This window comes from Halomonas sp. LBP4, from assembly GCF_003202205.1.
Lineage (GTDB): Bacteria > Pseudomonadota > Gammaproteobacteria > Pseudomonadales > Halomonadaceae > Halomonas > Halomonas flagellata.
This window is the reverse complement of the sequence record NZ_PDOG01000005.1, coordinates 53,457-74,803: the sequence shown is the minus strand read 5'-3', so window position 1 is coordinate 74,803 and position 21,347 is coordinate 53,457. Positions and strand designations below refer to the sequence as shown.

General features: G+C 60.9%; 20 protein-coding genes. 8 read left to right on the top strand and 12 right to left on the bottom strand.

What is annotated here, in order from left to right; all coding sequences use genetic code 11:
- The 12 genes from CR157_RS22655 to mobH form a co-directional block, all read right to left on the bottom strand.
- The coding region (locus CR157_RS22655; RefSeq protein ID WP_181422090.1) for an Ig-like domain-containing protein at window positions 1–2,390 on the bottom strand (2,390 nt) is incomplete at its 3' end.
- Between the two features lie 182 nt (window positions 2,391–2,572).
- Window positions 2,573–2,947, bottom strand: coding sequence for a TraA family conjugative transfer protein (traA, locus tag CR157_RS16700; protein ID WP_110284673.1), 375 nt, complete (start codon window positions 2,945–2,947; stop codon window positions 2,573–2,575).
- Window positions 2,948–3,006: 59 nt separating this feature from the next.
- Window positions 3,007–3,381 (bottom strand): TraA family conjugative transfer protein, encoded by a 375-nt coding sequence (gene traA, locus CR157_RS16695; protein ID WP_110284672.1) that lies wholly within the window; start codon window positions 3,379–3,381, stop codon window positions 3,007–3,009.
- Between the two features lie 39 nt (window positions 3,382–3,420).
- Complete coding sequence (gene traV / locus CR157_RS16690) at window positions 3,421–3,939, bottom strand: type IV conjugative transfer system lipoprotein TraV (protein WP_110284671.1); 519 nt, start codon at window positions 3,937–3,939, stop codon at window positions 3,421–3,423.
- A 51-nt stretch (window positions 3,940–3,990) separates the two neighbouring features.
- Window positions 3,991–5,349 (bottom strand): TraB/VirB10 family protein, encoded by a 1,359-nt coding sequence (locus CR157_RS16685; protein WP_258364211.1) that lies wholly within the window; start codon window positions 5,347–5,349, stop codon window positions 3,991–3,993.
- Entirely contained in the window at window positions 5,346–6,254 is a 909-nt protein-coding gene (locus tag CR157_RS16680) for a TraK domain-containing protein (protein WP_110284670.1), read from the bottom strand. Before CR157_RS16680 ends, CR157_RS16685 begins: the two co-directional genes overlap by 4 nt.
- Entirely contained in the window at window positions 6,247–6,870 is a 624-nt protein-coding gene (locus CR157_RS16675; RefSeq protein WP_110284669.1) for a TraE/TraK family type IV conjugative transfer system protein, read from the bottom strand. Before CR157_RS16675 ends, CR157_RS16680 begins: the two co-directional genes overlap by 8 nt.
- Window positions 6,867–7,148 (bottom strand): type IV conjugative transfer system protein TraL, encoded by a 282-nt coding sequence (gene traL / locus CR157_RS16670; RefSeq protein ID WP_110284668.1) that lies wholly within the window; start codon window positions 7,146–7,148, stop codon window positions 6,867–6,869. Before traL ends, CR157_RS16675 begins: the two co-directional genes overlap by 4 nt.
- 212 nt (window positions 7,149–7,360) lie before the next feature.
- The gene (locus tag CR157_RS16665; RefSeq protein ID WP_110284667.1) at window positions 7,361–7,990 is read right to left on the bottom strand and encodes a DUF4400 domain-containing protein; all 630 of its coding nucleotides are present in this window, start codon (window positions 7,988–7,990) and stop codon (window positions 7,361–7,363) included.
- A complete protein-coding gene (locus CR157_RS16660) occupies window positions 7,947–8,549 on the bottom strand; it encodes a hypothetical protein (protein WP_146218709.1) in 603 nt (200 codons plus the stop codon). The genes CR157_RS16665 and CR157_RS16660 overlap by 44 nt, the downstream gene beginning before the upstream one ends.
- Window positions 8,550–8,558: 9 nt before the next feature.
- On the bottom strand, window positions 8,559–10,391 hold the full coding sequence (traD, locus tag CR157_RS16655) for a conjugative transfer system coupling protein TraD (RefSeq protein WP_219999965.1): 1,833 nt from the start codon (window positions 10,389–10,391) through the stop codon (window positions 8,559–8,561).
- A complete protein-coding gene (gene mobH, locus CR157_RS16650; protein ID WP_110284665.1) occupies window positions 10,388–13,786 on the bottom strand; it encodes a MobH family relaxase in 3,399 nt (1,132 codons plus the stop codon). The genes traD and mobH overlap by 4 nt, the downstream gene beginning before the upstream one ends.
- Before the next feature lie 164 nt (window positions 13,787–13,950).
- Between mobH and CR157_RS16645 the strand changes: the two genes are divergently transcribed.
- From CR157_RS16645 to CR157_RS16610, 8 genes are read left to right on the top strand one after another with little or no spacing between them, the layout of a single operon-like run.
- Window positions 13,951–14,328, top strand: coding sequence for a hypothetical protein (locus CR157_RS16645; protein ID WP_110284664.1), 378 nt, complete (start codon window positions 13,951–13,953; stop codon window positions 14,326–14,328).
- Window positions 14,325–15,053 carry a hypothetical protein gene (locus tag CR157_RS16640; protein ID WP_110284663.1) on the top strand — a complete coding sequence of 243 codons (729 nt, stop codon included), beginning with the start codon at window positions 14,325–14,327 and terminating at the stop codon, window positions 15,051–15,053. Before CR157_RS16645 ends, CR157_RS16640 begins: the two co-directional genes overlap by 4 nt.
- Window positions 15,054–15,077: 24 nt before the next feature.
- Window positions 15,078–16,478, top strand: coding sequence for a TonB C-terminal domain-containing protein (locus tag CR157_RS16635; protein ID WP_110284662.1), 1,401 nt, complete (start codon window positions 15,078–15,080; stop codon window positions 16,476–16,478).
- Window positions 16,478–16,681 carry a hypothetical protein gene (locus CR157_RS16630; protein ID WP_110284661.1) on the top strand — a complete coding sequence of 68 codons (204 nt, stop codon included), beginning with the start codon at window positions 16,478–16,480 and terminating at the stop codon, window positions 16,679–16,681. Before CR157_RS16635 ends, CR157_RS16630 begins: the two co-directional genes overlap by 1 nt.
- 27 nt (window positions 16,682–16,708) lie before the next feature.
- Window positions 16,709–17,338, top strand: coding sequence for an energy transducer TonB family protein (locus CR157_RS16625; RefSeq protein WP_110284660.1), 630 nt, complete (start codon window positions 16,709–16,711; stop codon window positions 17,336–17,338).
- The gene (locus CR157_RS16620) at window positions 17,338–17,982 is read left to right on the top strand and encodes an energy transducer TonB (protein WP_110284659.1); all 645 of its coding nucleotides are present in this window, start codon (window positions 17,338–17,340) and stop codon (window positions 17,980–17,982) included. The genes CR157_RS16625 and CR157_RS16620 overlap by 1 nt, the downstream gene beginning before the upstream one ends.
- 27 nt (window positions 17,983–18,009) lie before the next feature.
- Window positions 18,010–20,205, top strand: coding sequence for a DNA topoisomerase III (locus tag CR157_RS16615; RefSeq protein WP_110284658.1), 2,196 nt, complete (start codon window positions 18,010–18,012; stop codon window positions 20,203–20,205).
- 45 nt (window positions 20,206–20,250) lie between these two features.
- Window positions 20,251–21,261: a S49 family peptidase gene (locus tag CR157_RS16610; protein ID WP_110284657.1), complete on the top strand. Its 1,011-nt coding sequence runs from the start codon at window positions 20,251–20,253 to the stop codon at window positions 21,259–21,261.
- Window positions 21,262–21,347: the final 86 nt, after the last annotated feature.

The following is a 21,347-nucleotide window of genomic DNA, read 5'->3' as shown; positions in this document are numbered from 1 at the left end:
GCGGCGAGCAGCGGCAGCGACAGCCTGCCGTCGCTGGCCGCGAAGTCGTGGCGCGACATGATCCGCGAGGTCTGGCCGGGCTCGATGCGCACGCCGTTGACGATCAGCGGCACCTCGGCGTCCGAGCGCAGGCTGGCGAAGACGTCGTAGGTGCCGGCCACGGTGCTGCCGTCGGCCAGGGTCAGCGGCTGGGTCTCGATGATGCGCCGGCCGTCGAGGTGCTTGAACTCGTGCACCACCGCCGGGATCATCAGCTTGCCGTCGACACCGCCCTGCAGGGAGACCCGGGGCGGCTCGTAGGTGAAGGTGAAATCCCGGGTGGCTTGGTTGCGCTGGGCATCTTCGGCGACCACCGAGAGGGTGTACTCCTCCCCGGACTGCAACGAGGGGAAGATGATCGGGTATTCCAACATATAGTATCCATCGTCTACCCACCGAGAAGAGAGGCTGACGACATCCTTTGAGGGCCCACCCGAAAGTTTCGCTGAAGTGATTTCAGGACTGTTATCTATATCGTCAGAAAGAAAAATGCGCAAACTATCCAGCGTAGTAATGACATATCCTTCCGTTGAGTCAATGCCGAGGTCTGGAGAAACCTGATCTATAGTCACTTGTCCAAAATTTTTGGTGGAGATGTTGCCATAAGTGTCAATGACCACGGCGCGCATTTCATATAAACCATGCGGAGCAGAATCTAAGGAAAACTTAAAGCCATAATTATTGGTATCATAGACAATTTTCTCAGAGCCAACCTCATGTGCTAACATGCCATCGGCCATTAAGCTCAGGCTCGCCTCGGCGGGCTGCCAAAAGTAATTTGTCCAATTTGATGTGGTATCAGCATCATATACTGATATTTCACCCTGTCTGCTTTCTTCCGAATAATCTAAGGTTTGGATTGAAGGCTTATTAAAATCCCAATACATTAAGGCATAATTTGAAAATACATTAAATTTTCCCGCCTGATCCCGCACTCTTATCGTCCATGGGGAGTACCCCTTCCCGCTAGGGGTCCATCCGATTCCTACAGAGCAGGTAGTATTCCCGGCACCAATATAACAGGTTTTAGTGCCAACAGAGGTCCCAATAGTAACGGTTTGCTTATAACTTCTAGGCTCAACAGTAAAACGGATGGCATCGACGGTATCTTTTTTATTGGTTCGCATGACATTACCAAGCCACCCGCCGTTTCTCATCTTGATTTCCCGCTTCACCATCTTCGGTGTGGCATTTACTCCAGGCGCTAGCTGCCCGGTAAAATCAGAGTACGCCTTGCACCCCCATCGTGTCCGCGATCGAAAGTTCCCGTCGTTTGAGTTGACCCAGTCAGTCAGTGGCCTTTCAATTTTCTTGTAAACGTAGTTGGCATCCTGATAGTCGGGAGAAAGAAAAATCCCGTGCGGTGTGGCGTCTGCCCAATTTGTCTTGGGAAGGCGCCAGACAAGGGTAACAGGGTTTTCATAGATCGTGCTTCCATCGCTCCATGGCTCAAAACCTTGGAATACAGAGGCGCCTAAATACTTATTAGACGAGCCAGGACGACTGGCTGCCACAGGCTCTGGCAGCGGCCCGCAACTGTTGTTAAATGTGATATCCCGGTATTTTTTCGCCTTGTTTCCGGCCACATCCTCGACAATAAATTCTACACGATAACTGGCACGCGGATCAGGAAAGTATATATTTAGGGTACCTCGACCACTGCCTGCATATACTGAGCTAGTATCGGCATCAAACGGCAGAATATCTGTCGCTTGAAGGTCGCCGACAGTGCTGCCATTGCGAGAATACGTATTTATCGTTGCCTCTTTGACTCCAACGTTATCGTCCAGCCCAGAAAGTTGAATGTAGTTTGTAAATGTCGATCCGAAATGATTGGGGGTTCCACCCGATCCTATCTGAGAATATCCCCCATCCCCTGTTGACGTGATAGACCCGGTAACGCCCGGCGCCTGGGTATCAACAACCAGAGCGTGTTGTTTTTCGGAGACAACTTCATCCGCGGAAGAAAGGATTTGGGAGCTGATTGTGTAGGAGCCATCTGCAGGTGCAGATAGTGTCAAAATTGCACCGTAAAACTGATTTCCAGCGGCGGTAATCAGGTCATCTGCACCCAATAGATGGCTCGTTGCCGAGTCAAGAACACTACCGTCCATTTTAACAATGGAAACCTTAACCTTACGGTCGACCCCCCCGCTTAGCGCAAAGTCGATCTTGTCAACCGGGTTGGCATAACGCGATGCGGCCAATAGTGACCGTTTCTCCCCGACTGGCGAGGTGAAACTGTATTCAATCAACTCTGCCTGAGCGGTTCCGGAAGCGATCGCGCCGGCCCCAGCAAAGGCCGCCAATAATGCACGTATTCTTCCCCAGTAAGTGTATCGGCTTGCCATGGATGCCCCTCCTGGTCCCGTGCCGGTCATTCTCTTCGCTCCGATAGACGGAGCTTTTCACGACGGACCTTACAGGCTATCTCCGAGAGGTCACCTGTCGGGTCGTGCCCTTAAAGGGCGGATGCATAAAAAAAGGCAGCCAGTTGGCTGCCCTAATACGCAGGGTAACGATGGTTGGAGATTTAGAGACCCAGACCGTTGCTGATTTGCTGGCCGGTGGTCATGATCGTGCCAGCATTGGTGAGAGTCGCGCCCACGATCGAGTCGATGATCAGCGGGGCGTTGTAGAGCCCCATGCCCATCGCGAAGCCCACAGCAAAGGTCATCAGGCTCTGCCTGACTACCCCGATGACCGCCCCCACCACGATGATAGCGAGAGTGATGATTCTGCCGAGTGTGCCCTGGGTCCACTCCTCGAGGGTGATCCAGACGTCTTCGAACTCGCCACCGCCGGTGCCAGCGAACGATGCATCCGAGAGAACGAGCGCGGCGGCACCGAAAACTGCGGCCAGCGCGATGATGGCGCCCTTACGCTGCATGAGAGAAACGATTTGCATGATCGTAGTCCTGTGTAGAGGGGGCAACACCGCGCTGCCCGTTCAGGTGACCGTAGGCCTTAGAGACCGAGGCCGTTGCTGATCTGCTGGCCAGTGGTCACGATCGTGCCAGCGTTGGTGAGAGTTGCGCCCACGATCGAGTCGATGATCAGCGGCGCGTTGTAGAGTCCCATCCCCATAGCGAAGCCCACGGCAAAGGTCATCAGACTCTGCCTGACCACCCCGATGACGGCGCCAACCAGGATGATCGCAAGTGTGATGATTCTGCCGAGTGTGCCCTGGGTCCACTCCTCGAGGGTGATCCAGACGTCTTCGAACTCGCCACCGCCGGTACCGGCGAATGAGGCATCCGAGAGGGCGAGCGCGGCGGCACCGAAAATTGCGGCCATCGAGATGATGGCGCCCTTACGCTGCATGAGAGAAACAAGCTGCATGGTAGTGCTCCTTCAGTGGTCTTAGGTTGCGATGCAGGATTACTCAGCTTCGTCGTCTCGCTGGATGCTCTGCAGTGGCTTCAGTGATGGCTGGGAATTCGAGGTCGGCTCGCCAATCACCCAGCGCCGGGGTTCAATCTCGGTATACAGGTGGCCAGTCACGATCAGGTCACCCGCGTCATCCTCCCAGGGCGCGATCCAGATGCGCATGACCTCTGCGGGGGTGCGCACCGGAACCGGCCTGTCGGGCAGACGTGGCGAGACGTAGTTGCTCTCGACATCGTTAGGGTCTTCCCCGCTACCGCTGATGGCCGCACCCTGCTGGCCACCAGCCACCTGCGCTGCACTCTCGACGGACTCCGGCCCAAGCGACACAGGCACGTTGCCGTTGTTCGTCAGGTTGTAGACGTCCTTTGTGGACATGCACTGAACCCCTTCAGGGATGCCCGAACAGCTATATTCGGACTCGCCGATATTGAAAGCGGCACACCCGCTGATCACCGAAGCGATACCCAGGCTCGCAACCAGCTTCAGCGGTGATGATATGGACCGGGACATGAGACCTCCTTGCGCCAAAATGCCTTTGAAGGGCGTTTCGCTGATTTCTGGTTACTGAATCTGGAGCTTGGTACCGCGGGTCAGTATCAATTCGATCTGACGACCTGCATCTACCTCGATGACCGGGAAGATGCCTTCAGCCATGTCGACGTAGAATTGCGCGATGCGATCCAGAGCGTTCGAGGCCCCCTGGGCTGCCGCGCCCTGGAACATGCTGGGGCTGAAGTTGCTCTGGTACTGGGTCTGATCACCCACGGACCCTGTCTGGATAACCGGAACAGCATCGACATCAAAGGCGTTGGCAGCACCAGACATGAAGCCTGCCATCATGGATCTGGCGATCATGGCGCCTTGCTTGGAAACCAGGCGTCCTCGCACACCGGCCTTCCCGTCCTCGCCGACGGCATAGGAATCGACGCGAGCTTCGATAACACCGCCGTCGTCACGGATGCAGGAAATGGTCTCACCCCGTAGGTAAGCTCTCTCAGAGCTCAGGTCCCCATAGCCGGAGACAATCAGGAAGCATTCCTTCACGTCCGCCCGGAAGCGGTTGGGCAGAATCGCCTCGTGCTGGATGCGCAGGGTTGAGGGGAACGGGTCGCGCCGGCTGCCTTGAGAAGTTGGGGCATCCATGCCGTTGAGCATCACTCCGGTGAGGATGGAGCCGGCCGGCAGGTACGCGCCTTCGTCCTCGCTCTCAGCGGCTTCCCTCGCCTCACGCTCCTCTTCGGTCTCGTCCTGGTAGGAGCTGATGATCTGCACCCCATTCTTGGGATTCTCGCCACCATCACCGTCTTCTTCCGTTTCGCCGGAACGTCGACGGGGGTCCGCCGCTTCAGCGTCAGCCGCGGTATTACGACGCGGCAGCGGGGCATGCTTGAACACCGCGTCCGGATCTACCTCGTAGGCGTTCTGCTCCTCATCCTCAGGTGTGGCAGTGAAGTCGTCGGCCTCCGATGCATTGCCATCGAAGCGATCACCGTCGTACCCAGCCTGTCCGCCGGACTGGCGGGGCTCATTGGCCATGCTCATCAGGTCCATGTTCTGGTCAATAAGCATCTCGATCTGCTCCTGGAGCGAATCGATTTCCTTGCGCATCTCCTGGGAGCCTTCTGTACTCCGCTCGGTGCGCTCAAGCACGCGTCGCACGGAGTCCAGCTCCTGCCGCAGATCGTCGTTCTGGCTCTTCGCGATCTGGATCTGGGCCGCGAGCCCGTCGATAGAGACATCTCGGGTGTCACGATCGGTCAGCACGTGCTGGACCACATCCCGGTCGGGGCCTCGGCGTTCACGCTCTTCTGCCCCACCCGAGAAGATGGCGATGACGCCTAGTAGCAATGCCAGGCCGCCACCAACGGCGACGATGCGCTTGTTCCTCGGTGACAATCGTTCCCAGTGCTGTCCGATCATTGAGCACCTCCGAGAAGAGACGGGCGCTGACTCGAGGGTTCAGGCCGCTCACCGATTTTCGTGACCACATAGAGCTCGGTTTTCTGGTTCGGTCCCAGGACGTTGCGGGGCCAGGCCGCAACAGCAGCAACATTCCAGTTGCCGCAGGCCTGTTCCTTGATCTCGAGTGGCTGCCCTGACACGTTGCGAGCCACGCCGATCGAGACAGAGAGTTTGTGGCCGGTCATGGTCTGCCCGTTGGCGAAGTCATAGGTGACGCCAGGCTGGGAACATGACGGCAAGGCCGTGCGAGGGTCCGTCTCATGTAGCGTGTAGCCCTGCGGGATCTCTCCCAGGGCGATGCTTCGCATGAGCGACTTCAGGGTGTCGATATAGGGCTGGGAGGTTTCCCAGCGCTCCGCCCGCGGGCTGCTGACCAGCCCGGGTTTGAAGGCCATTCCTTCAAGCTCGATGAACAGCTCACGCGGCGGAATGCGCCGTGGCACGAGGGTCAACGAAAGGGCTTGAGCTTCACTCCCCTTCTGGGTAATGAACATCGTGACGGGAGCCTGCTGATCCGTTGCCACGTACACGACGTTGTCACGAATCTCCGTGGTGGCATCCGAAGTGGTTGTCACCTGCGGCTCGCCGAATGGCGTCACAATCCGGTTCAGGTGGCCGATCGCTACCGGGACGATCTCGTTGATGCCCGGTGCCATCGTCAGCTGCGGGCTCTCGTTGACGACCTTGCTTGAAGAGGAACCTCCGCCAGAGGACCCTGTCGGCCGCGGCACGTTATCGCTCATCACGTTGGCCGGGACGCTGAAATTGACTGGCTCGACGGGGATTTCGACCTCTGATGCCCCGGCGCTCCCGAACCCACCGAGCGCGGCGGCCAAGGCGACTGCAAGTGCTTTCTTAACCATTGGCTCGCTCCTGACGACGCTGTTCCTGGCGCTCCATCTGCTCACGAATCCGCTCTGTCCGGGGGCGGCCAGCATAGGTATCGATATGGGTTACCACGGGGGCGTAATCTTTGATGTCGATGATGTATTCGTAGGTTCGCTCGTCGCGGGAGGTTTCACCGGTGGCCCCGGTCAGGTAGGAGTGGCCATAGACATAGACGATGTCGCTGTCCGGCTCGTACTCGACGGAGCGCGGTTCGAAACGCATGGTCACGCGGTCGTTCTGAATCCGCTGGGACTGGATCTCGATGGCCTCCATGACCGGCCGGTAGATCTCCGGGGAGAGCAACGGCTCGATTCGCTCCTTGACGAAAGCGACGCTGCCCGGCGTCACGTTGCCGGTCAGGGACGCGAGGAGCATGCCCCACGACTCCTTGTAGGACTGGGAGGACTTGTTCTGAGTGACCCAGGCTTCACTCTTCAGCGTGTAGGGCTGGATGGTCACAACAGTCTCGCGGGTGAAGGCCTTGATCAGCGCCAGCACCAGAGCCACAGCCATCACCAGCATCACGATGCGGGAGAAGCGGTTTTCGGCGAGTGCGCCATTCCAGGTCTTGAGGAAGTTATCAAGCTTCACGGCAGGAACCTCCTGATAAAGGGATTCACCATTGAGCGAGCCTTGGTAAACATGAGCCCTCCCCAGTAGGCGATATGGATCAGGTACCCGTCGGGATGGTTATCCCGGTACTTGCGGTATTGGTTGGTCACGACCAGGCCGATACCGAACCCGATCATGGCCTGGCCAACGGCGATCCCGAGGATCAGGCCCGCGAAGATAGGGGCCATCTCGTCGAGGCTCCACATCAGGACATGGATCGGGTCGTCGATACGGCTGGGTATTCTGACTGGCTCCATACAAGCGTCTCCGGAGGTAATACCTGAGTTGGCGCCATCATCACTGATCGCGACCGCATTACCCCTGCGCAGAGACGCCCTTGAGGGGTACGTCGACAAGGATTCGCCAGATTTTTATGAGATGAGCAGGTGTTCCGCATGCGGAACACCTCGCCAACGGGAAGCGCCCCCGGCTGGGGGCGCTAAGGCAAGGCACAAGTAATGCCTGGGGATCACACCCGCTTCTGGAGGTTCGCCAGAGCCAGGCCGAACATTACGCACGCCACCATCATGGTCAGCGGGATGATGATGGGGTTGAGGGCGATGGGGGCGAAGAAGGCGATGAGCAGGCATTGGGCGACCAGCAATACGCCCCTAATGCCGTACCGATGCAGCACCGGACTGGCATAGTCGAAGTTGGTCCGCTTGATCTTCCAGCCCATGTAGCCGTCCCAGACGGCTGGGATCAGCAAGATCAGCATGTATGGCGCCCAGACAGCCAGCAACGCAATCCGGGCGCAGACCTGGTAGACGACATGCATCAGCGACGCCAGGCGGTCCTCGACCCACGGAAATATCTGGCTCCCCATGTTCTGCATGCCGCGGCTGGAGGCCCTCTCCTCTGGGGTGGGGATCAACAATGTGTGCAGGGTCCGGTAGACACCGCTTTCCCACATCGAGATGTTGTACCAGTTGAGGGCCTTCTGATCGATCCACTCGACCGTGTTGCGCCCCAGCTGGCTCTGCACCATTGCCGATTCCTTCTTGATGACACGCTCCGTCCAGTGACCGGGCACGAAAACGAGGATCACGAACATCTCAGCGATCAGTAACCACGCGATTAGCCAGAACGGCGTCTTCATGGCCAGCCCTCTTCAGAATCCGTTTCACCGACTCACTGGTCAGCAGTGAATAGATTACCTCGCGCAGCGAGCTCTCGTCCTCCGGGGCCTGGCTGTAGATAGTCAGCTCCCCATCATTGGCCATCAGCCAGGAAGCGAACGGTGTGCCGCTGGCCAGGGACCAGGAGTTGCCGGCGTCATTCATGATGACGATCTGGAGCTCACGGCACGTGGCCGTCACCAGCGCATTGATGAAGACCGCCAGGCGCAGCGGGTCCTCTAGCTTGCGCCCCCCGGGGTTGAAAACGGCTTCGTGGTACTCATCCAGCGCCTCGGTCACGATGGTATAGATCACCGGGTCATCGTGACGCTGGATATGCTCCGAGACATAGGTGCGCAGGTTCTCGATGACGTCTTTGGCCTTCGGCCAGTCGAAAAAGAGAAGATCCACGAGGTCCGCGTAGCGCCTGCCCCGCTGCCTGATGGCCTCTGTCATACCGATACGGCGTTCTTCTGTTATCACTCTGACGACCTCCAGGTCACTGCCCTGGTTTCTTTTCGTGTAACCATCTTCGTTCATGGCATCCCGTCACCCGGTAAGGATGGGAAGCCGCCCCTTGATGAGTTGCCCGCCAGAGATGTTGGCGATGTATTCGAGGTTCGGCAGCATGCCGAGCAGTTGTGAGGGAAACAGCTCGCTCTCCTCTTCCATGAGGCGCTCGCCCTGGTTACCCCCATGCATGATCGGTTGTTCCCCATCCGTGTTTTGGCCCTGCGTGCGCATCACATACTTGACCCGTGTCGGAGGCACGCCTTTGGTGACGTACTCTTGCGTGTCAGCATCTTTGACACGGAGCGCCACCGTATTATTGATGTTGCCCAGCACCTGCAGCGCTTTCTCCTGGCTCCCCATGCGTGCGGCGAAATCAGCGAAGGTCTGTGTCGCCACAAAAAGGCGCAGCTTGGCACCGCGCCCCTTGTTCAGCAGCTGGATAAAGGGGTCATTGATGACCTCCGCTGCCTCATCGACGAAGATGTTGACCTGCTGGTTGTTCTCGCCAAAGTTGTACCGGTCACCCGCGACCGCTGTTAGGTCGCTAAGGAAGATCGAGCCGATCGCACTCGCCACCATGTTGTCGGTGAGCGAGTCCAGACCGATATAGGCCACCATGGCGTTATTGATGATTTTGGCAGAGTCCGTGATCGGGCGCGAATCGCTGGTGTCGGAGGGGTCCGGCGACAGCAGCTCTCCCAGGGAGCCCGAGGTCAGCATGTTCATGATAGGCAGCAGCGAGGCAACCATCTTGCCGAAGTGAGTGCCGTCATGCAGGAACATCGACAGCAGGCCCTCCAGCTCGGTGGAGGGCTTGGTCGGCTGGACCCGCTCGAAGTAGTAACGGCTGAGCATCCTGGCCCGCTTCTCGCGGGGACCACCGCTGACCTTCTCGAGGTAAGGCTTGGCATCAGCCTCCCACCCCTCGATGTTGCGGCTGGCGTAGGCACTGATGGCCTGGATCACCAAGCCATCTGCACCCCCTTCGAGGAACCGCCTCAGATTCACCAAGCTCGGCCGCTCGTACACGAGCTCGAGGCCTTGGGCAATGTTGTTGAGCGCCTGCCAGCCGAAGCTCTTGAACGGGTCAGCGCCAGCCTCGGACGGGATCAGAGCCGCGATGCGGGAGGCGATCTCGGTCACGCGAGAGTAGTTCCGAAGGGGGTTGATCCTTGCCGACTCTTCCGGGAAAGCCGGGTGGAACGCAACAAACCGCTCCGGGGTGCCTAACGCTTCGCAGGCTCGCCGGGCATTGTCTCGCATTTCCTGGTCGCCCTTGGGGTCGATGATGATCACCGCCTCGCCTCGCATGATCGCCTGGGAGATCAAGATGTCGAACATGCGCGTCTTTCCCGAGCCGGTGGTCCCGACGATCAGCGTATGCCCCTCGCTGTGCTTGAGGGGTTGGTAGATCTTCTGCTCCTTGGGTTCCAGGCCATGAATCCAAGGCTGCCCAATCGGCATCTCCTTGCCGTTATGGTGCCCGCCGTGCGGCCCGACAATGGAGGACCAGTCCCGCTTGAGGATCTCGAAGGCACGTTGGGCGTGCCGCGCCTCCCAGTGGAAGCCGTACCCCAGCCACATCTCATTCGGGTGTTTGGCGATCACCTTCTGGAGCTTGTCGATCTTAAGGAACTCCAGGTCTCGCCCCCCCAAGTGCTTCTTCAGCGTATGCAGCTTGATCGCCTTGGGTATCCTCGCCATGGCCATGACCCCACACACGCCGGTCATCCAGTAGAAAGGCTCCGGCGGCATCTGGCTGAGTTGGTTGATGGCCAGCGCCAGCACAGAGGCGCTGGCCCAACCCCCGATGGCCCTCGCTTCGTAGTTGGGGCGCCATGGCATTTCATACTCAAGATCACCACTCATGTTGGTTTCCTCACCAGCAGCTTGTTCTCTTTCCCCACGAGTGAGATGCCCAGAGCGTGGGTCTTCACAACGGTTCTCAACCGATTGCGGGTCAGGTCGGGGTAGTCGACGCCGATCCGGTCCAGGGCGTGGTCATTGACTACCAGCATGTCGCCGTCACGGCGGACACTGCCCACGAGCCACTCACCCTCCCCCCGGACAATCATGGCCTTGAGCCTCAGCAGGGCTTCCTTGGCCGTCATCGTGTCGGGTGTCAGTCCGATATCAATCGCGGACTCATCCACCGAAAAGGCGTCAGCGGCGTCGCTCTCGTCATCCACCTCGATCGGGGCCGTGACATCGATATCCGGGATAGATCCGGCAATCCCCTGGATGGTCGGCGCCGGCTCGGCTTTGTCCGCGCCAGAGGATTTCTCCGCTGCGCTCCGGCGGCGCACAATAGGCGTGGACGGCTTCTCGATCGGCAGGGGTGTCAAGGCAGGTGCACTGGCCGCGCTGCCGGACGTGGCCGGGTCTTTGGCCTGCGGTTCTGATACCTCCTGCTCACCGTTTTCTTCAGCGGCAATGGGTTCGGGGGCCGGGTCAGGGTCGGCCTCGGCAAGAGCCGCCTCGAGGTCAGCCTCGCGAGTCGCGAATCGCTGGCAGATCACCTCGACCAGGTCGCCTTGCAGCACCAGAACATCGAGTCCGTCGCGTTCCTGTACGACCGGCCCGCTCTCGGGGGTCGCCAGCATGCCTTGCTCTTTCAGAAGGGTTTCCAGAGCCTCAGCCGCCAACCCAGCCGTCTGGGCCGCCGCTGGCCAGAGCAAACACAGGTCGTCGCCACTCCGGATAATGGCCTCTCCCAACGTGGCCGTGCCCTTCAGTACCGGCCTCACCAAGCGGCGAAGTGCTGACCCAGCCTCGCCATAGAGGCGCCACGGGATGTCCTTCACATAGGACGAATCGACCGGTGACGCATCTACCGGCGTGCTCTCATCTTCCGGTTCCGCCGATGTCGCCTTAGGCTCTACACCCGCGCTGGCCTCGGGCACTTCCACGACTTCCAGCGACGGCGTGGGCGCCACTGACTCCTGCTGGGGTTCCGACCGGTGTGAGCGTTTCGGCTTTGGCTTGCGCTTCTTCTTGGCGGCGCCAGCCCGCGAGCTGCCTCCGCCAGGTGTCAGGTCGATGCCCGCTGTGACGGGGGTTGCCTTTCGAGTAGGCGTGGCAGTTGGGCGTACATCCGGCGCCAGCACGACCTCCGCGTTCTTATCCTCCGGCGCAGGCGGCGGAGCCGGTTGAACTTCGGGGGTAGGCACTGGCTCTGGGTCACTGGTCTCGCCAGCGCTCATCCCCGGGAACGGCATGTCCAGAATACTCAGAGGCGGCGACTGCTGCGTTGGCGACGCAGCGGGCGGCTCATGGTGATCGTCGGACACCGGCTTCGAGGGCGTCGTGTCCTCATCCCTCTTGACCTCGCCCGGCTCGTCATCTTCCAGGGAAGCGTCATGATCCGGGGTCGTGGCGGATGGGGGTTCAGGGATATCAAAGGGCAAGTCCATGCCCAGCCCCTGACTCAGCTTGGCGGCAAAATCTTCAACGCCGGCAACAGGGGCAGAGGCTGGCTCTGTATAACCTGCCGTCGCGTCCGCCGTAATGGGTGGGTCAGAGGATGCCTTTTCCTGCGCTGGCGCTTCCGGTGCCTTGGTATCGGCCCGGCGCGGCTTCCCTTGCTTGGCGGTTGCAGGGGCCTCATCGCGGCGTGCTGACGGCGTGCTGGAAGGACCGAGGTCGATGACCGGCGCCGACGGCCCACCACTTCCGGGACCTTTACGATCGAGCAGCCCCGTGGTGGGTATCGGCCCACCCTGGTCGATGTTCTGTGGCCACGTCGGGACCTCGGCTTCGGAACCGGGGTCGCTGGCGGTCGCATCGTCAGTATCCGTGTCATCTGCCTGATCCGCTTGCTCTGGCACCATCGTGGCACCAAGGGTGGCCAAGGCATTGGCGAGTGGCTCCGTAGCCGCATCGTCGGCCTCACTTTCCTCGGCCGAGTGTTCCGCATGCGGAACATCAGGAATGCTGTGGCCTAGTTCAGACGTCGCTTCTTCCGGGGAATCCCCGATCGTCATACCGGTGTGACAGTCACCCCCGTCATCGCCGGTGATCTTCGCCTCGATGGGCGCTGGCGGGTGCTCGCTGTTGCCAAAGACCAACGAGATGTCTTCCATGCGGAGCATGAGGATCTTGGCGTTCATGGCGATATCGCCTTCCGCCAGTGCGGAGGGCGCCACTTCCCAGTAGCGATAGTAGGCATTGCTGTCGGCATCGCTGTTGGGTACCGGGCGCGGTACCGCGAAGCCGCGGTCGATCAGGTAGTCTGCCAGGGTATCCGGATCGTGCGGGACCGCGGGAACGTTGTTGTCCTGAAGGTGCTTCACCAGGCTGGGAGCCGCCGCCTTCCACGCGATGAAGGCTCCCTGCTCGAGGTGCCATACCTGGGCGCCGGCGACATTGACCTTCCAACGCTTGGAGATGACCAGCGAACGGATGGCATCGATGATGTAGGGCTCGATGGACAAGCCGATCGAGTGCTCGTCGATATTGAGCCGGCTCTCCTTCAGATCACGCTTGACGCTCTCCTGGTCGGCTTTCAGCACAAGCTGGGTCACCGGATGCAAGGCGCTGGTCCCAGAGATTGCCTCGACCACTGCCTTCATGAGATCCGGCCCCGGAGCACGCAGGTAGCGACGTACGTCTGAGGTCAGCACCATGTTCAGCGCCAGCGTGGCAAGGCGTTCATGGCGTTCATGTCGGCCCTTGTTCCAGCGTAGGAAGTAGCGCTCGATATTGTTCTCGCGGACCCAATCCATCAGCGATTCTGCGTAGGGGTTCCACTCCGCCTTGCCGAGCTTGTCCGTCACCGTGACGTCGGACAACGGCTTGCCCAGATCATGAAGCAAGGCCGCCAGGCACACGGCCAGGCGCCAGCACGGTTCCAGGTTGCGGCGCTCTCTCGGGGTGCCATCGCGCACAAAGATCACCGCCTCCGAGGCCTGGGTAGCCCAGAAGGCAACCTCCAGGCCATGGCGGAACAGGCCGCCGGCACCACGATGGTGGTGTGCTTCCGAGGCGGGCAGGAGATGAACGAATTCCGCGTAGTTGTGCAGTACCGGGCGCATCAGCCGTTCGAATTCATCATTCGACAGCCCCAGGGTCTGCTGAATACGGGCGATCAGTTCGCGCTGCGTCAACAGCACCTTCTCGATAGGGGCTGCTGGCAGGCCCTTGGCGAAGGGTGGATAGCGCGGAATCTCGTCATCCTCCAGGTCACCCGCCGGCGTCAGGCGTAGCTTCCCCTCCGGTACTTTTCCCCCAGCAAAGGGCAGCCATCGCGTAAGTGCACTCAGCATCTCGGGTCATGTCCTGGTTCTTCAGTTTGAGGCAATGGTGACAGAGATCCCGCAGAGCTCTCCCCTCTCGTTGCGCCCTTCATGGGCACTTTGGCACCCCAGAGTCATACGCCACTCCCGATACACTCGCTCGCAATTCATCCATCACCAGAAGAGAACAAGGCATGAAGGTTCATCTCACGAGCAACGGCCACGTCAGCATCGAGCTGGAGACGCAACGCGAGATCGATGGCCTCTGGGTGCTGGCCGCGCATGTCAGCGGGGGCCCCGCCACCATGCGCAACATCTTTTCCTGCCCAGCCGATGAACGAGAGGGGCTGTACGAGCTGCTCGCGCCCCACGTTTCTTCGGTCTTCATCAAGGCAATGGAGAACGGCGAGATGAACGTGCCCCGGGAGACCACTGAGCTGCTCCAGCATCACCAACAGCACGTGACCGGTGCCATCCACTTTGAACCCATGCCAGGCCGGGTCAGTGATCCACGCCCGCATATTGCCCTGATCGACAGCACTCCCCTCTCGGAAACGGAGAAGGCGCAATGATGAAACAACTTCTACCCCTGGCCACTGCGATCGCCCTGGCCGGGTGTACGGTGGGGAGCACGCTGCCGGAGATCCCTGAGTATCCGTCCGCAGAGTGGGTCAACGAGCACCTCCCCGAGTTTCGGGCCGAGGCAGAACGCCACCCCTCGAAGGAAAACCGGGAAGCCGTGGAGCGCCTCGAGGCCTGGGCAGACCACCAGGGGCGGGCACAAGCCAAGATGCTTCAGGTTGACCGTCAGCTCACCCTCGCCTGGGACAACATGGGTCGAGGCGGGGCGGCTATTCGGCAGCCGGCCTACATCCATGTGCTGGGAGAGGAGTTCAATGACCGCTATGCCAGCACGGCGGACATCGCCGACCAGATCGGTACCGACGAGGACACCGTCCGCGAGGCGTTGGCCAGGCTAGGCGAGCTACGCAAGGATGATCCGCCCTGGAGCCAGGGCTACTCCCTCTACGAGATGGAGCGGTGGGAGCGTTTCTGTGATGGCGGCAAGGGAATGGACGAGCCTGACTGGACGTTCGTGACCAGTGCCGGTGGTCGCCGCAACATCCCGGACGCACTCGCCAGCGACTGTCGCCCTCCCAGCTACGACTATCAGGACTACCTGCGTGCCTGGACCCGTTTCTGCGAGTCCGACAATCCCTCTCGGGCAGATCGAGACATCGTTGGCGACTCCGTCCGCCCCCGGACGGTGGTCAACCCGTGCCGTGCCCTCCAGTGATCCCGAGCTCAGGAATAACGCCTCATGAGTGAGAAAAGCACCCCCACTCCCCAGGAGCCCACGGGTACCAAAAAGAAGAGCCTGGTACCGACTGCCCTCATCCTCGGCCTTGCCGGCGTGGGGGCTTATGGCATCTATACCGGCAGTGTTACCGACTGGGTGAATCAGGGGATCGACAAGGTTGGCAATCCCACCGAAATATTTGCGTCGTCATCGAGTGACCAGGCCAGCCGGCGTGACGGCGAGGCTCCCAACCTGTTCCCGAATGACTATGAGCCAACTTACCCAGACACCGAGGCTCCCGGTCGTGACGCGCCATCGTCGGTACTGCCTGCCGATACGTCTTCGTCTCAGCTGGCGCTGAGCGAGGACCCAGGTACAGAAGATGGCGACGCGGCGGTAACCGACACAGGCAGCTCCCGGTACCTGGACGACCTGAGCCAAGGATCATCCCTCCCGGCCGATGGGGATGCGGGCGGCGCCACTGACGATTACCAGCTCGACTTTGGCGGTAGCAGTAGCACGGCGGCTGAGGACACCGCTGAGGTCCCTTCACTCGAGGAGACAACATCCCCCGATCCAGCACCCCAGGGGGAAGAGGACGCCCCTTCGTCGATCCCCGAGCCCGAGGAAATGGAGAAAGAGCTGGCCCGCATCATGGCGGAGCGAGAGTCCACGACGGCGGCCGAGAGTGATGCATTGGCTGAGTCCGAGCCGGCCCCCTCGAGCGAGGTCGAGACGCTGAGCGCGGAAGAGCGCCAGCAGATCATCGAATCCCCCGAGTTCTCCGGGACCATCCTGGCAATCGGCCGTCGAGTCGGCCAGTCATGGGAGTACGAGGGGGATGACTATGCCGAGCATGGCGCCATCGTCAAAGTGCACCTCGAGGACGCCGGAGAAGCTGGCAACATCACCATCTCTCGTTCTTCCGGCAACGACGCCTACGATGCGTCGGTGCTCGCCGCGGCCAAAGCCGCCGCCCCCTTCCATGAAGTGCTTGAGCTCGATGACACGGCGCAGACACTGCTGACGGACTTCTCCCTGACCTTCGGATCACGAGAGGCCATCGAGGCGTGGGAAGCCCAGTGGACCGTGCACGAGCCAGTCGACGTAGAGGAGGTGGTGGTCGAGGAGGCCCCCAGCTATGCGACTCAGGTAAGGCGGATGATCGAGGAGGAGTGGGAGCGTCCCGACAACTTCGATCAGGACAGCGAGGTGTCGGTGCAGGTCCGCCTGGCCGTGCCGTTCGGCAATGTGCTGGCCATCAACTACCTGCGTCCTAGTGATGATGAGGCGATCAACAACAGCATCAACGAGGCGATCCGTTCCGCTTCACCGTTCGATGGGATTCGTCAGCTCTCGCTGAAGGAGCAACAAGAGCTGCAGCAGTTCAACCTCCACTTCCGGGCAGAGGGGATTCGGTGATGACAGCGGAAACCGAGGGCAAGGACCGGCTGGGCCAGGATCTGCTGATCGTGCTGGAGGAAGCGGCATCGCGTGGCAACCCTGACGATGCGGTCGTGGTGATCGCCGGCACGCTGGCGGATATCGCAGAGCGCCGGGCGGAGCTTCGGGAGCTGGCGGAGCAATGGCTCCAGATGTCGGCCAAGACGTGCCGTGTGGCATGACGTCCACCTGACAGAGACGGGCGACAGATGTCACTGATTCGAACCTTCATCACATCCTGTGTCGTGCTCGGCGGACTCGGGGCCGCCGGCTACTACATCCTGAACTCGGCGGACTCGGATAGCCATGAGCCGGCCCTTGCCGGGACCCTTTCGCCACTCCCGGCTCAAGAGAACGAGGAGTGCTTGAGCGATGACTGCTGGGTCTACCGAACCCATCAGCTGCACTGCGCCAGCGCCGCTGATGCGAGACGTCATGCCCAGGGTGACGTCGAGAACGCGAGGTGCCGCCAGGAACCCTACATCTGCGTCGTGAAGGATTGTGCGACCGAGCGTGAGATTCGCGATTCCGCCGAGTTCACCGAAGCCGTGGACCAAATCGGTGATCGCACATGGCGCAACTGGGAGGGCCGGATGTCGAGCAATCGGGGGGCGCGTGTCCGCGTCACGCTCACTGAAGAGGGCGAGCTGCGCGGTACCGAAATCCTGCGCTCCTCGGGGAGCAACACCTTCGACAGCCAGGCCCTGGCAGCCATCGAGCGGAGTGCCCCGTACCACGAGATTCGGCAAATGGCACCGGAGATGCGGGTCTTGCTGACGCGCATCAACCTGTCGTTCGGCGGTGTCGCCGCCGCCTCAGCCACGGCGGGAGATCCCTGATGGCCAGCGACCAGAGCAACAACGTGCCCGTCACCACCTTCATTGCCATCGGCACCCTCGTTGGCTTGTTCATCGTCTTTCAGGGCACACGCCTTGGTGACGACGAAAGCCTTGATGGAGAGCTGCGCTCCCCCCAGCGCGTCGTCAATCGCGGCGCCAGCGAGGGCCCCAAGGTCTGCCTGTCGGAAGATTGCTCGGTGTACCGACAGGACATCAGGGAGTGCGAGGGAGGGCTCGTGGACCCGCTGGGACGCCTGCCGGCACAGGAAGATGACGACGCGTCCTGTCATGCCACGACATCGATCTGTACGGCGTCAGGTTGTGTCGACGAGGCCGAGGTGCGCAGCCGGACCGACTTCCAGGTCGCCATGCGCCGGATTGGTGCCAGAACCGGAGAGCATTGGCACATGGCATCGCCGGTGCAGGTAGACCGAGGGGCCAAGGTGCGTGTGGACCTTGATGCCAGGGGCCGGGTGCGTGGTATCGACATCACCGCATCCTCGGGCAATCGCGAGTTCGACGCGTCGGTTCGTCGCGCCATCGAGCGAGCACAGCCCTTCACCGAGATCCAGGAGGTCTCGGAACACTCACGCGGCCTGCTTCAGCGATTCCAGCTGACTTTCGGCCGACCGTCATCGTCATGACGTGGCCGACCGCCACAGGAGGAACCAATGGACCTATACATCTGCGAGAAGCCGAGTCAGGCAAAGGACCTTGCCCAGGTTCTGCGCATCTCCAAGCGTGCTGAGGGGTACCTCCATGATGGCGGTGAACGGATGGTGAGCTGGGCCTTTGGCCACCTGCTCGAGCTGGACATGCCCGACGCCTACGACCCGGCGCTGAAGTCCTGGAACATGGAGACGCTGCCGATCGCGCCGGATCAGTGGCGCTACCACGTGAAGAAATCCGGGGCCAAGCAGTTCAAGGTAATCAAGGAACTGCTGGGCAAGGCCAGTCAGGTGTTCATTGCCACCGACCATGACCGGGAAGGCGAAGCCATTGCCCGATCCTTGATGGACCGGTGCCGGTACCGCGGTGCCGTGAAGCGTGTCTGCCTGCGTGCCCTCGACGAGACCAGCATCCGTAAAGCGCTGGCCGACATCCGCCCCGGGGACGAGACAGTACACCTCTACCACGCGGCCATGGCTCGTTCCCGGGCTGACTGGCTGATCGGCATGAACATGTCCCGTTTGTATACCGTGCTGGCACGCAAAATCGGCTACGACGAAACCCTGCATGTCGGGCGGGTCATCACGCCGACGGTGGCGCTGGTGTGCCACAGGGACAAGGAGGTCGCCAACTTCACTCCCTCTCCCTACTACGTGTTGAGCGTTGAGGTGTCGGTGCAGAGCGGGGCGTTCCGCGCTGCATGGCAGGTGCCGGAGGAGCTGGCCGACGACCAGGGGCGGTGCATCAACAAGGCCTTTGCCGAACAGGTGGCGCAGCAGGTGCGCGGTGTCAGTGCCGTCATCAGCACCGCCGAGACCAAGGCCGGGAAGGAGTCCGCTCCCCTGCCCTTCGATCTGACCTCGCTGCAGCAGTATGCCGCCAAGCGCTGGGGATACACGGCACAGCAGGTATTGGACGGCGCTCAAGCGCTTTACGAAACCCACAAGGCAACGACGTACCCACGTACCGACTCCCGGTACCTGCCCGAATCACAACGCGACGACATTGCCGACACCCTGCAGGGCCTGATGCTGACCGACCAGTCCTTCTCGGGCCTGGTGGCTGGCGCCGACCCCCAGCGAAGCTCGAGGGCCTACAACGACAGCAAGGTCACGGCCCACCACGCGATCATCCCGACGCCGGCCCGCACCGACATCACCAAGATGTCGGAACTTGAGTTTCGCCTCTACGATGCCATACGCCGTTTCTACGTGGCACAGCTATATGCACCGTTCGAGTTCAACCGTACCAAGATCCAGGTCACCGCCGGGCAGCACCTCTTCAATGCCCGGGGCAAAACGCCGCTCAAGCGGGGGTGGAAGGTGATCTTCAACTCCGACCTGGAGTCAGCCCCGGAAGATGAAGGCGAGTCCAAGGACGAAAACCCCGAGCAGGACCAGCTCCCACCGATGCGCCAGGGCGAGCCGGCGGTGATCAATGGCGCCGAGCTTGATGACAAGCTGACCCGGCCGCCGCCCCACTTCACCGAGGCCACGCTGCTGGGAGCAATGGAGAACATCGCTCGTTTCGTCACCGAGCCGCGGTTCAAGCAGATCCTGAAGGACACGGCCGGCTTGGGGACAACGGCGACTCGGGCGGGCACGATCCAGGGCGCCGTGGACCGAGGCTACCTGCAGCGCAAGAAGAAAACCCTGCACGCCACCGACAAGGCCCACGCTCTCGTCACCATCCTCCCCGAGGCAGTGAAGTCGCCGGGCATGACGGCCGCCTGGGAGCAGCAACTCGAGAAGATCGCCGCCGGTGAGGCTCGCATGGCCACTTTCATGCAACAGATCACCGGTTGGGTCTCGAACATGGTGACCACGGTGAAAACCAACGCCGAGCAGCTCACCCAGCACGACAGCGGCCTCAAAGAGGTCTTTGCCGATGCCAAGGGCACCAGCTACCCCTGTTTCACCTGTGGAAGCCCGCTCAAGCGCATCAAGGGGCGTAATGGCTTCTTCTGGGGTTGCCAGAGCCCGTCTTGCAAGAAGACCTTCCCTGACAGCCGTGGCAAGCCGCAGCAGCGCACCGAACCTGAAGACGGGCCCGACTGCCCCGATTGCGGGAAGACGATGCGCCTGCGTAGTGGCAAGGCCCCGGGCAAGACGCGAGCCACGAAGTTCTGGGGCTGCTCCGGCTATCCGGAGTGTAAGGGCCGGCTGCCCTACAAACGCAAGCGTTCCACCCCTGCATGACGCCTCGTCATCACCGGATAGACAACACCACACAAGGATCGAGAGATGAGTCAAACGAATAACGGTCTCGGCGGCAACCAGGAGGCAGGTCCCGAAGAGGCATTGCGCCAGCAGCAGTGGCAGACCTTCGACAAATGGATGGAGAGCACCATCACCGAGCGACGTCGCTCGAGACGATGGAAGATCTTCTTTCGCTTTCTCTTCATCACCTTCCTGTTCGCCTCGCTGGCCAACACGGTCTACTTCCTTCACTTCGCCGCCGCGGGTAAGGACGAGCTCGTGGAGCGGCACCTGGGGATCGTCGACGTGAAGGGGGTGATCGACGCTGATGAAGAGGCCAACGCCTCACGCATCAACGAGGGGCTGCGCCGTGCCCTGGAGGCAGACGAGATCGCCGCGGTGGTGCTTCGCATCAATAGCCCCGGCGGTAGTCCGGTGCAGTCACAGCGCGTCTATGAAGAGATCCGCTTCCTGGAGGAGCAGCATCCTGAGACCCCCATACTTGCCTGGGTCGAGGACATGGGTGCCAGCGGGGCCTACTACATCGCATCCGCGGCTCGGGATATCTACACTGCCCCCTCCAGCTTGGTGGGCTCGATCGGCGTCATCTCGTCCGGCTTCGGCTTCCGTGATGCCATCGACAAGCTCGGTGTCGAGCGGCGGGTCTTCACTGCCGGCGAGAACAAGGCGTTCATGGACCCGTTCACACCGGTGACCGAGGATCAACGGGACTTCTGGGAATCGGTCCTCTCTTCTACCCATGAGCAGTTCATTGCCGACGTCAAAGCCGGCCGTGGCGATCGTCTCAAGGGGGGCGATGACATCTTCTCCGGGCTGGTATGGACCGGTGAGCAGGCCAAGGGCTTAGGGCTGATCGATGAGGTCCTGACGCTCGAGCAGCTGTCACGCAAGCTCATCGGAAGTGTCGAGCTGCGCAACTACACGCCGCGCCTGTCCACCCTGGAGCGCCTCACCAAGGGGTTGGGGCCCATGGTGCAGAGCCTGGTCGGTCTTGAATCCCACCGGAACTCGGGGCTGCGCTACGAGATGCTTTAATCACCGGTTCTCCGCAACGAAATAAGGCGAGGCTGCTGGAAAGCCTCGCCTTATTCTATCGGGTCTTCCACCTGGCCCTCCTACTC

Excerpts from the sequence above, each read along its gene's own strand:
- traA (WP_110284673.1), bottom strand. The coding sequence starts at position 2,947 with ATGCAAATCGTTTCTCTCATGCAGCGTAAGGGCGCCATCATCGCGCTG.
- traA (WP_110284672.1), bottom strand. The coding sequence starts at position 3,381 with ATGCAGCTTGTTTCTCTCATGCAGCGTAAGGGCGCCATCATCTCGATG.
- traV (WP_110284671.1), bottom strand. The coding sequence starts at position 3,939 with ATGTCCCGGTCCATATCATCACCGCTGAAGCTGGTTGCGAGCCTGGGT.
- CR157_RS16685 (WP_258364211.1), bottom strand. The coding sequence starts at position 5,349 with ATGATCGGACAGCACTGGGAACGATTGTCACCGAGGAACAAGCGCATC.
- CR157_RS16680 (WP_110284670.1), bottom strand. The coding sequence starts at position 6,254 with ATGGTTAAGAAAGCACTTGCAGTCGCCTTGGCCGCCGCGCTCGGTGGG.
- traL (WP_110284668.1), bottom strand. The coding sequence starts at position 7,148 with ATGGAGCCAGTCAGAATACCCAGCCGTATCGACGACCCGATCCATGTC.
- CR157_RS16665 (WP_110284667.1), bottom strand. The coding sequence starts at position 7,990 with ATGAAGACGCCGTTCTGGCTAATCGCGTGGTTACTGATCGCTGAGATG.
- CR157_RS16660 (WP_146218709.1), bottom strand. The coding sequence starts at position 8,549 with ATGAACGAAGATGGTTACACGAAAAGAAACCAGGGCAGTGACCTGGAG.
- traD (WP_219999965.1), bottom strand. The coding sequence starts at position 10,391 with ATGAGTGGTGATCTTGAGTATGAAATGCCATGGCGCCCCAACTACGAA.
- mobH (WP_110284665.1), bottom strand. The coding sequence starts at position 13,786 with ATGCTGAGTGCACTTACGCGATGGCTGCCCTTTGCTGGGGGAAAAGTA.
- CR157_RS16645 (WP_110284664.1), top strand. The coding sequence starts at position 13,951 with ATGAAGGTTCATCTCACGAGCAACGGCCACGTCAGCATCGAGCTGGAG.
- CR157_RS16640 (WP_110284663.1), top strand. The coding sequence starts at position 14,325 with ATGATGAAACAACTTCTACCCCTGGCCACTGCGATCGCCCTGGCCGGG.
- CR157_RS16635 (WP_110284662.1), top strand. The coding sequence starts at position 15,078 with ATGAGTGAGAAAAGCACCCCCACTCCCCAGGAGCCCACGGGTACCAAA.
- CR157_RS16630 (WP_110284661.1), top strand. The coding sequence starts at position 16,478 with ATGACAGCGGAAACCGAGGGCAAGGACCGGCTGGGCCAGGATCTGCTG.
- CR157_RS16625 (WP_110284660.1), top strand. The coding sequence starts at position 16,709 with ATGTCACTGATTCGAACCTTCATCACATCCTGTGTCGTGCTCGGCGGA.
- CR157_RS16620 (WP_110284659.1), top strand. The coding sequence starts at position 17,338 with ATGGCCAGCGACCAGAGCAACAACGTGCCCGTCACCACCTTCATTGCC.
- CR157_RS16615 (WP_110284658.1), top strand. The coding sequence starts at position 18,010 with ATGGACCTATACATCTGCGAGAAGCCGAGTCAGGCAAAGGACCTTGCC.
- CR157_RS16610 (WP_110284657.1), top strand. The coding sequence starts at position 20,251 with ATGAGTCAAACGAATAACGGTCTCGGCGGCAACCAGGAGGCAGGTCCC.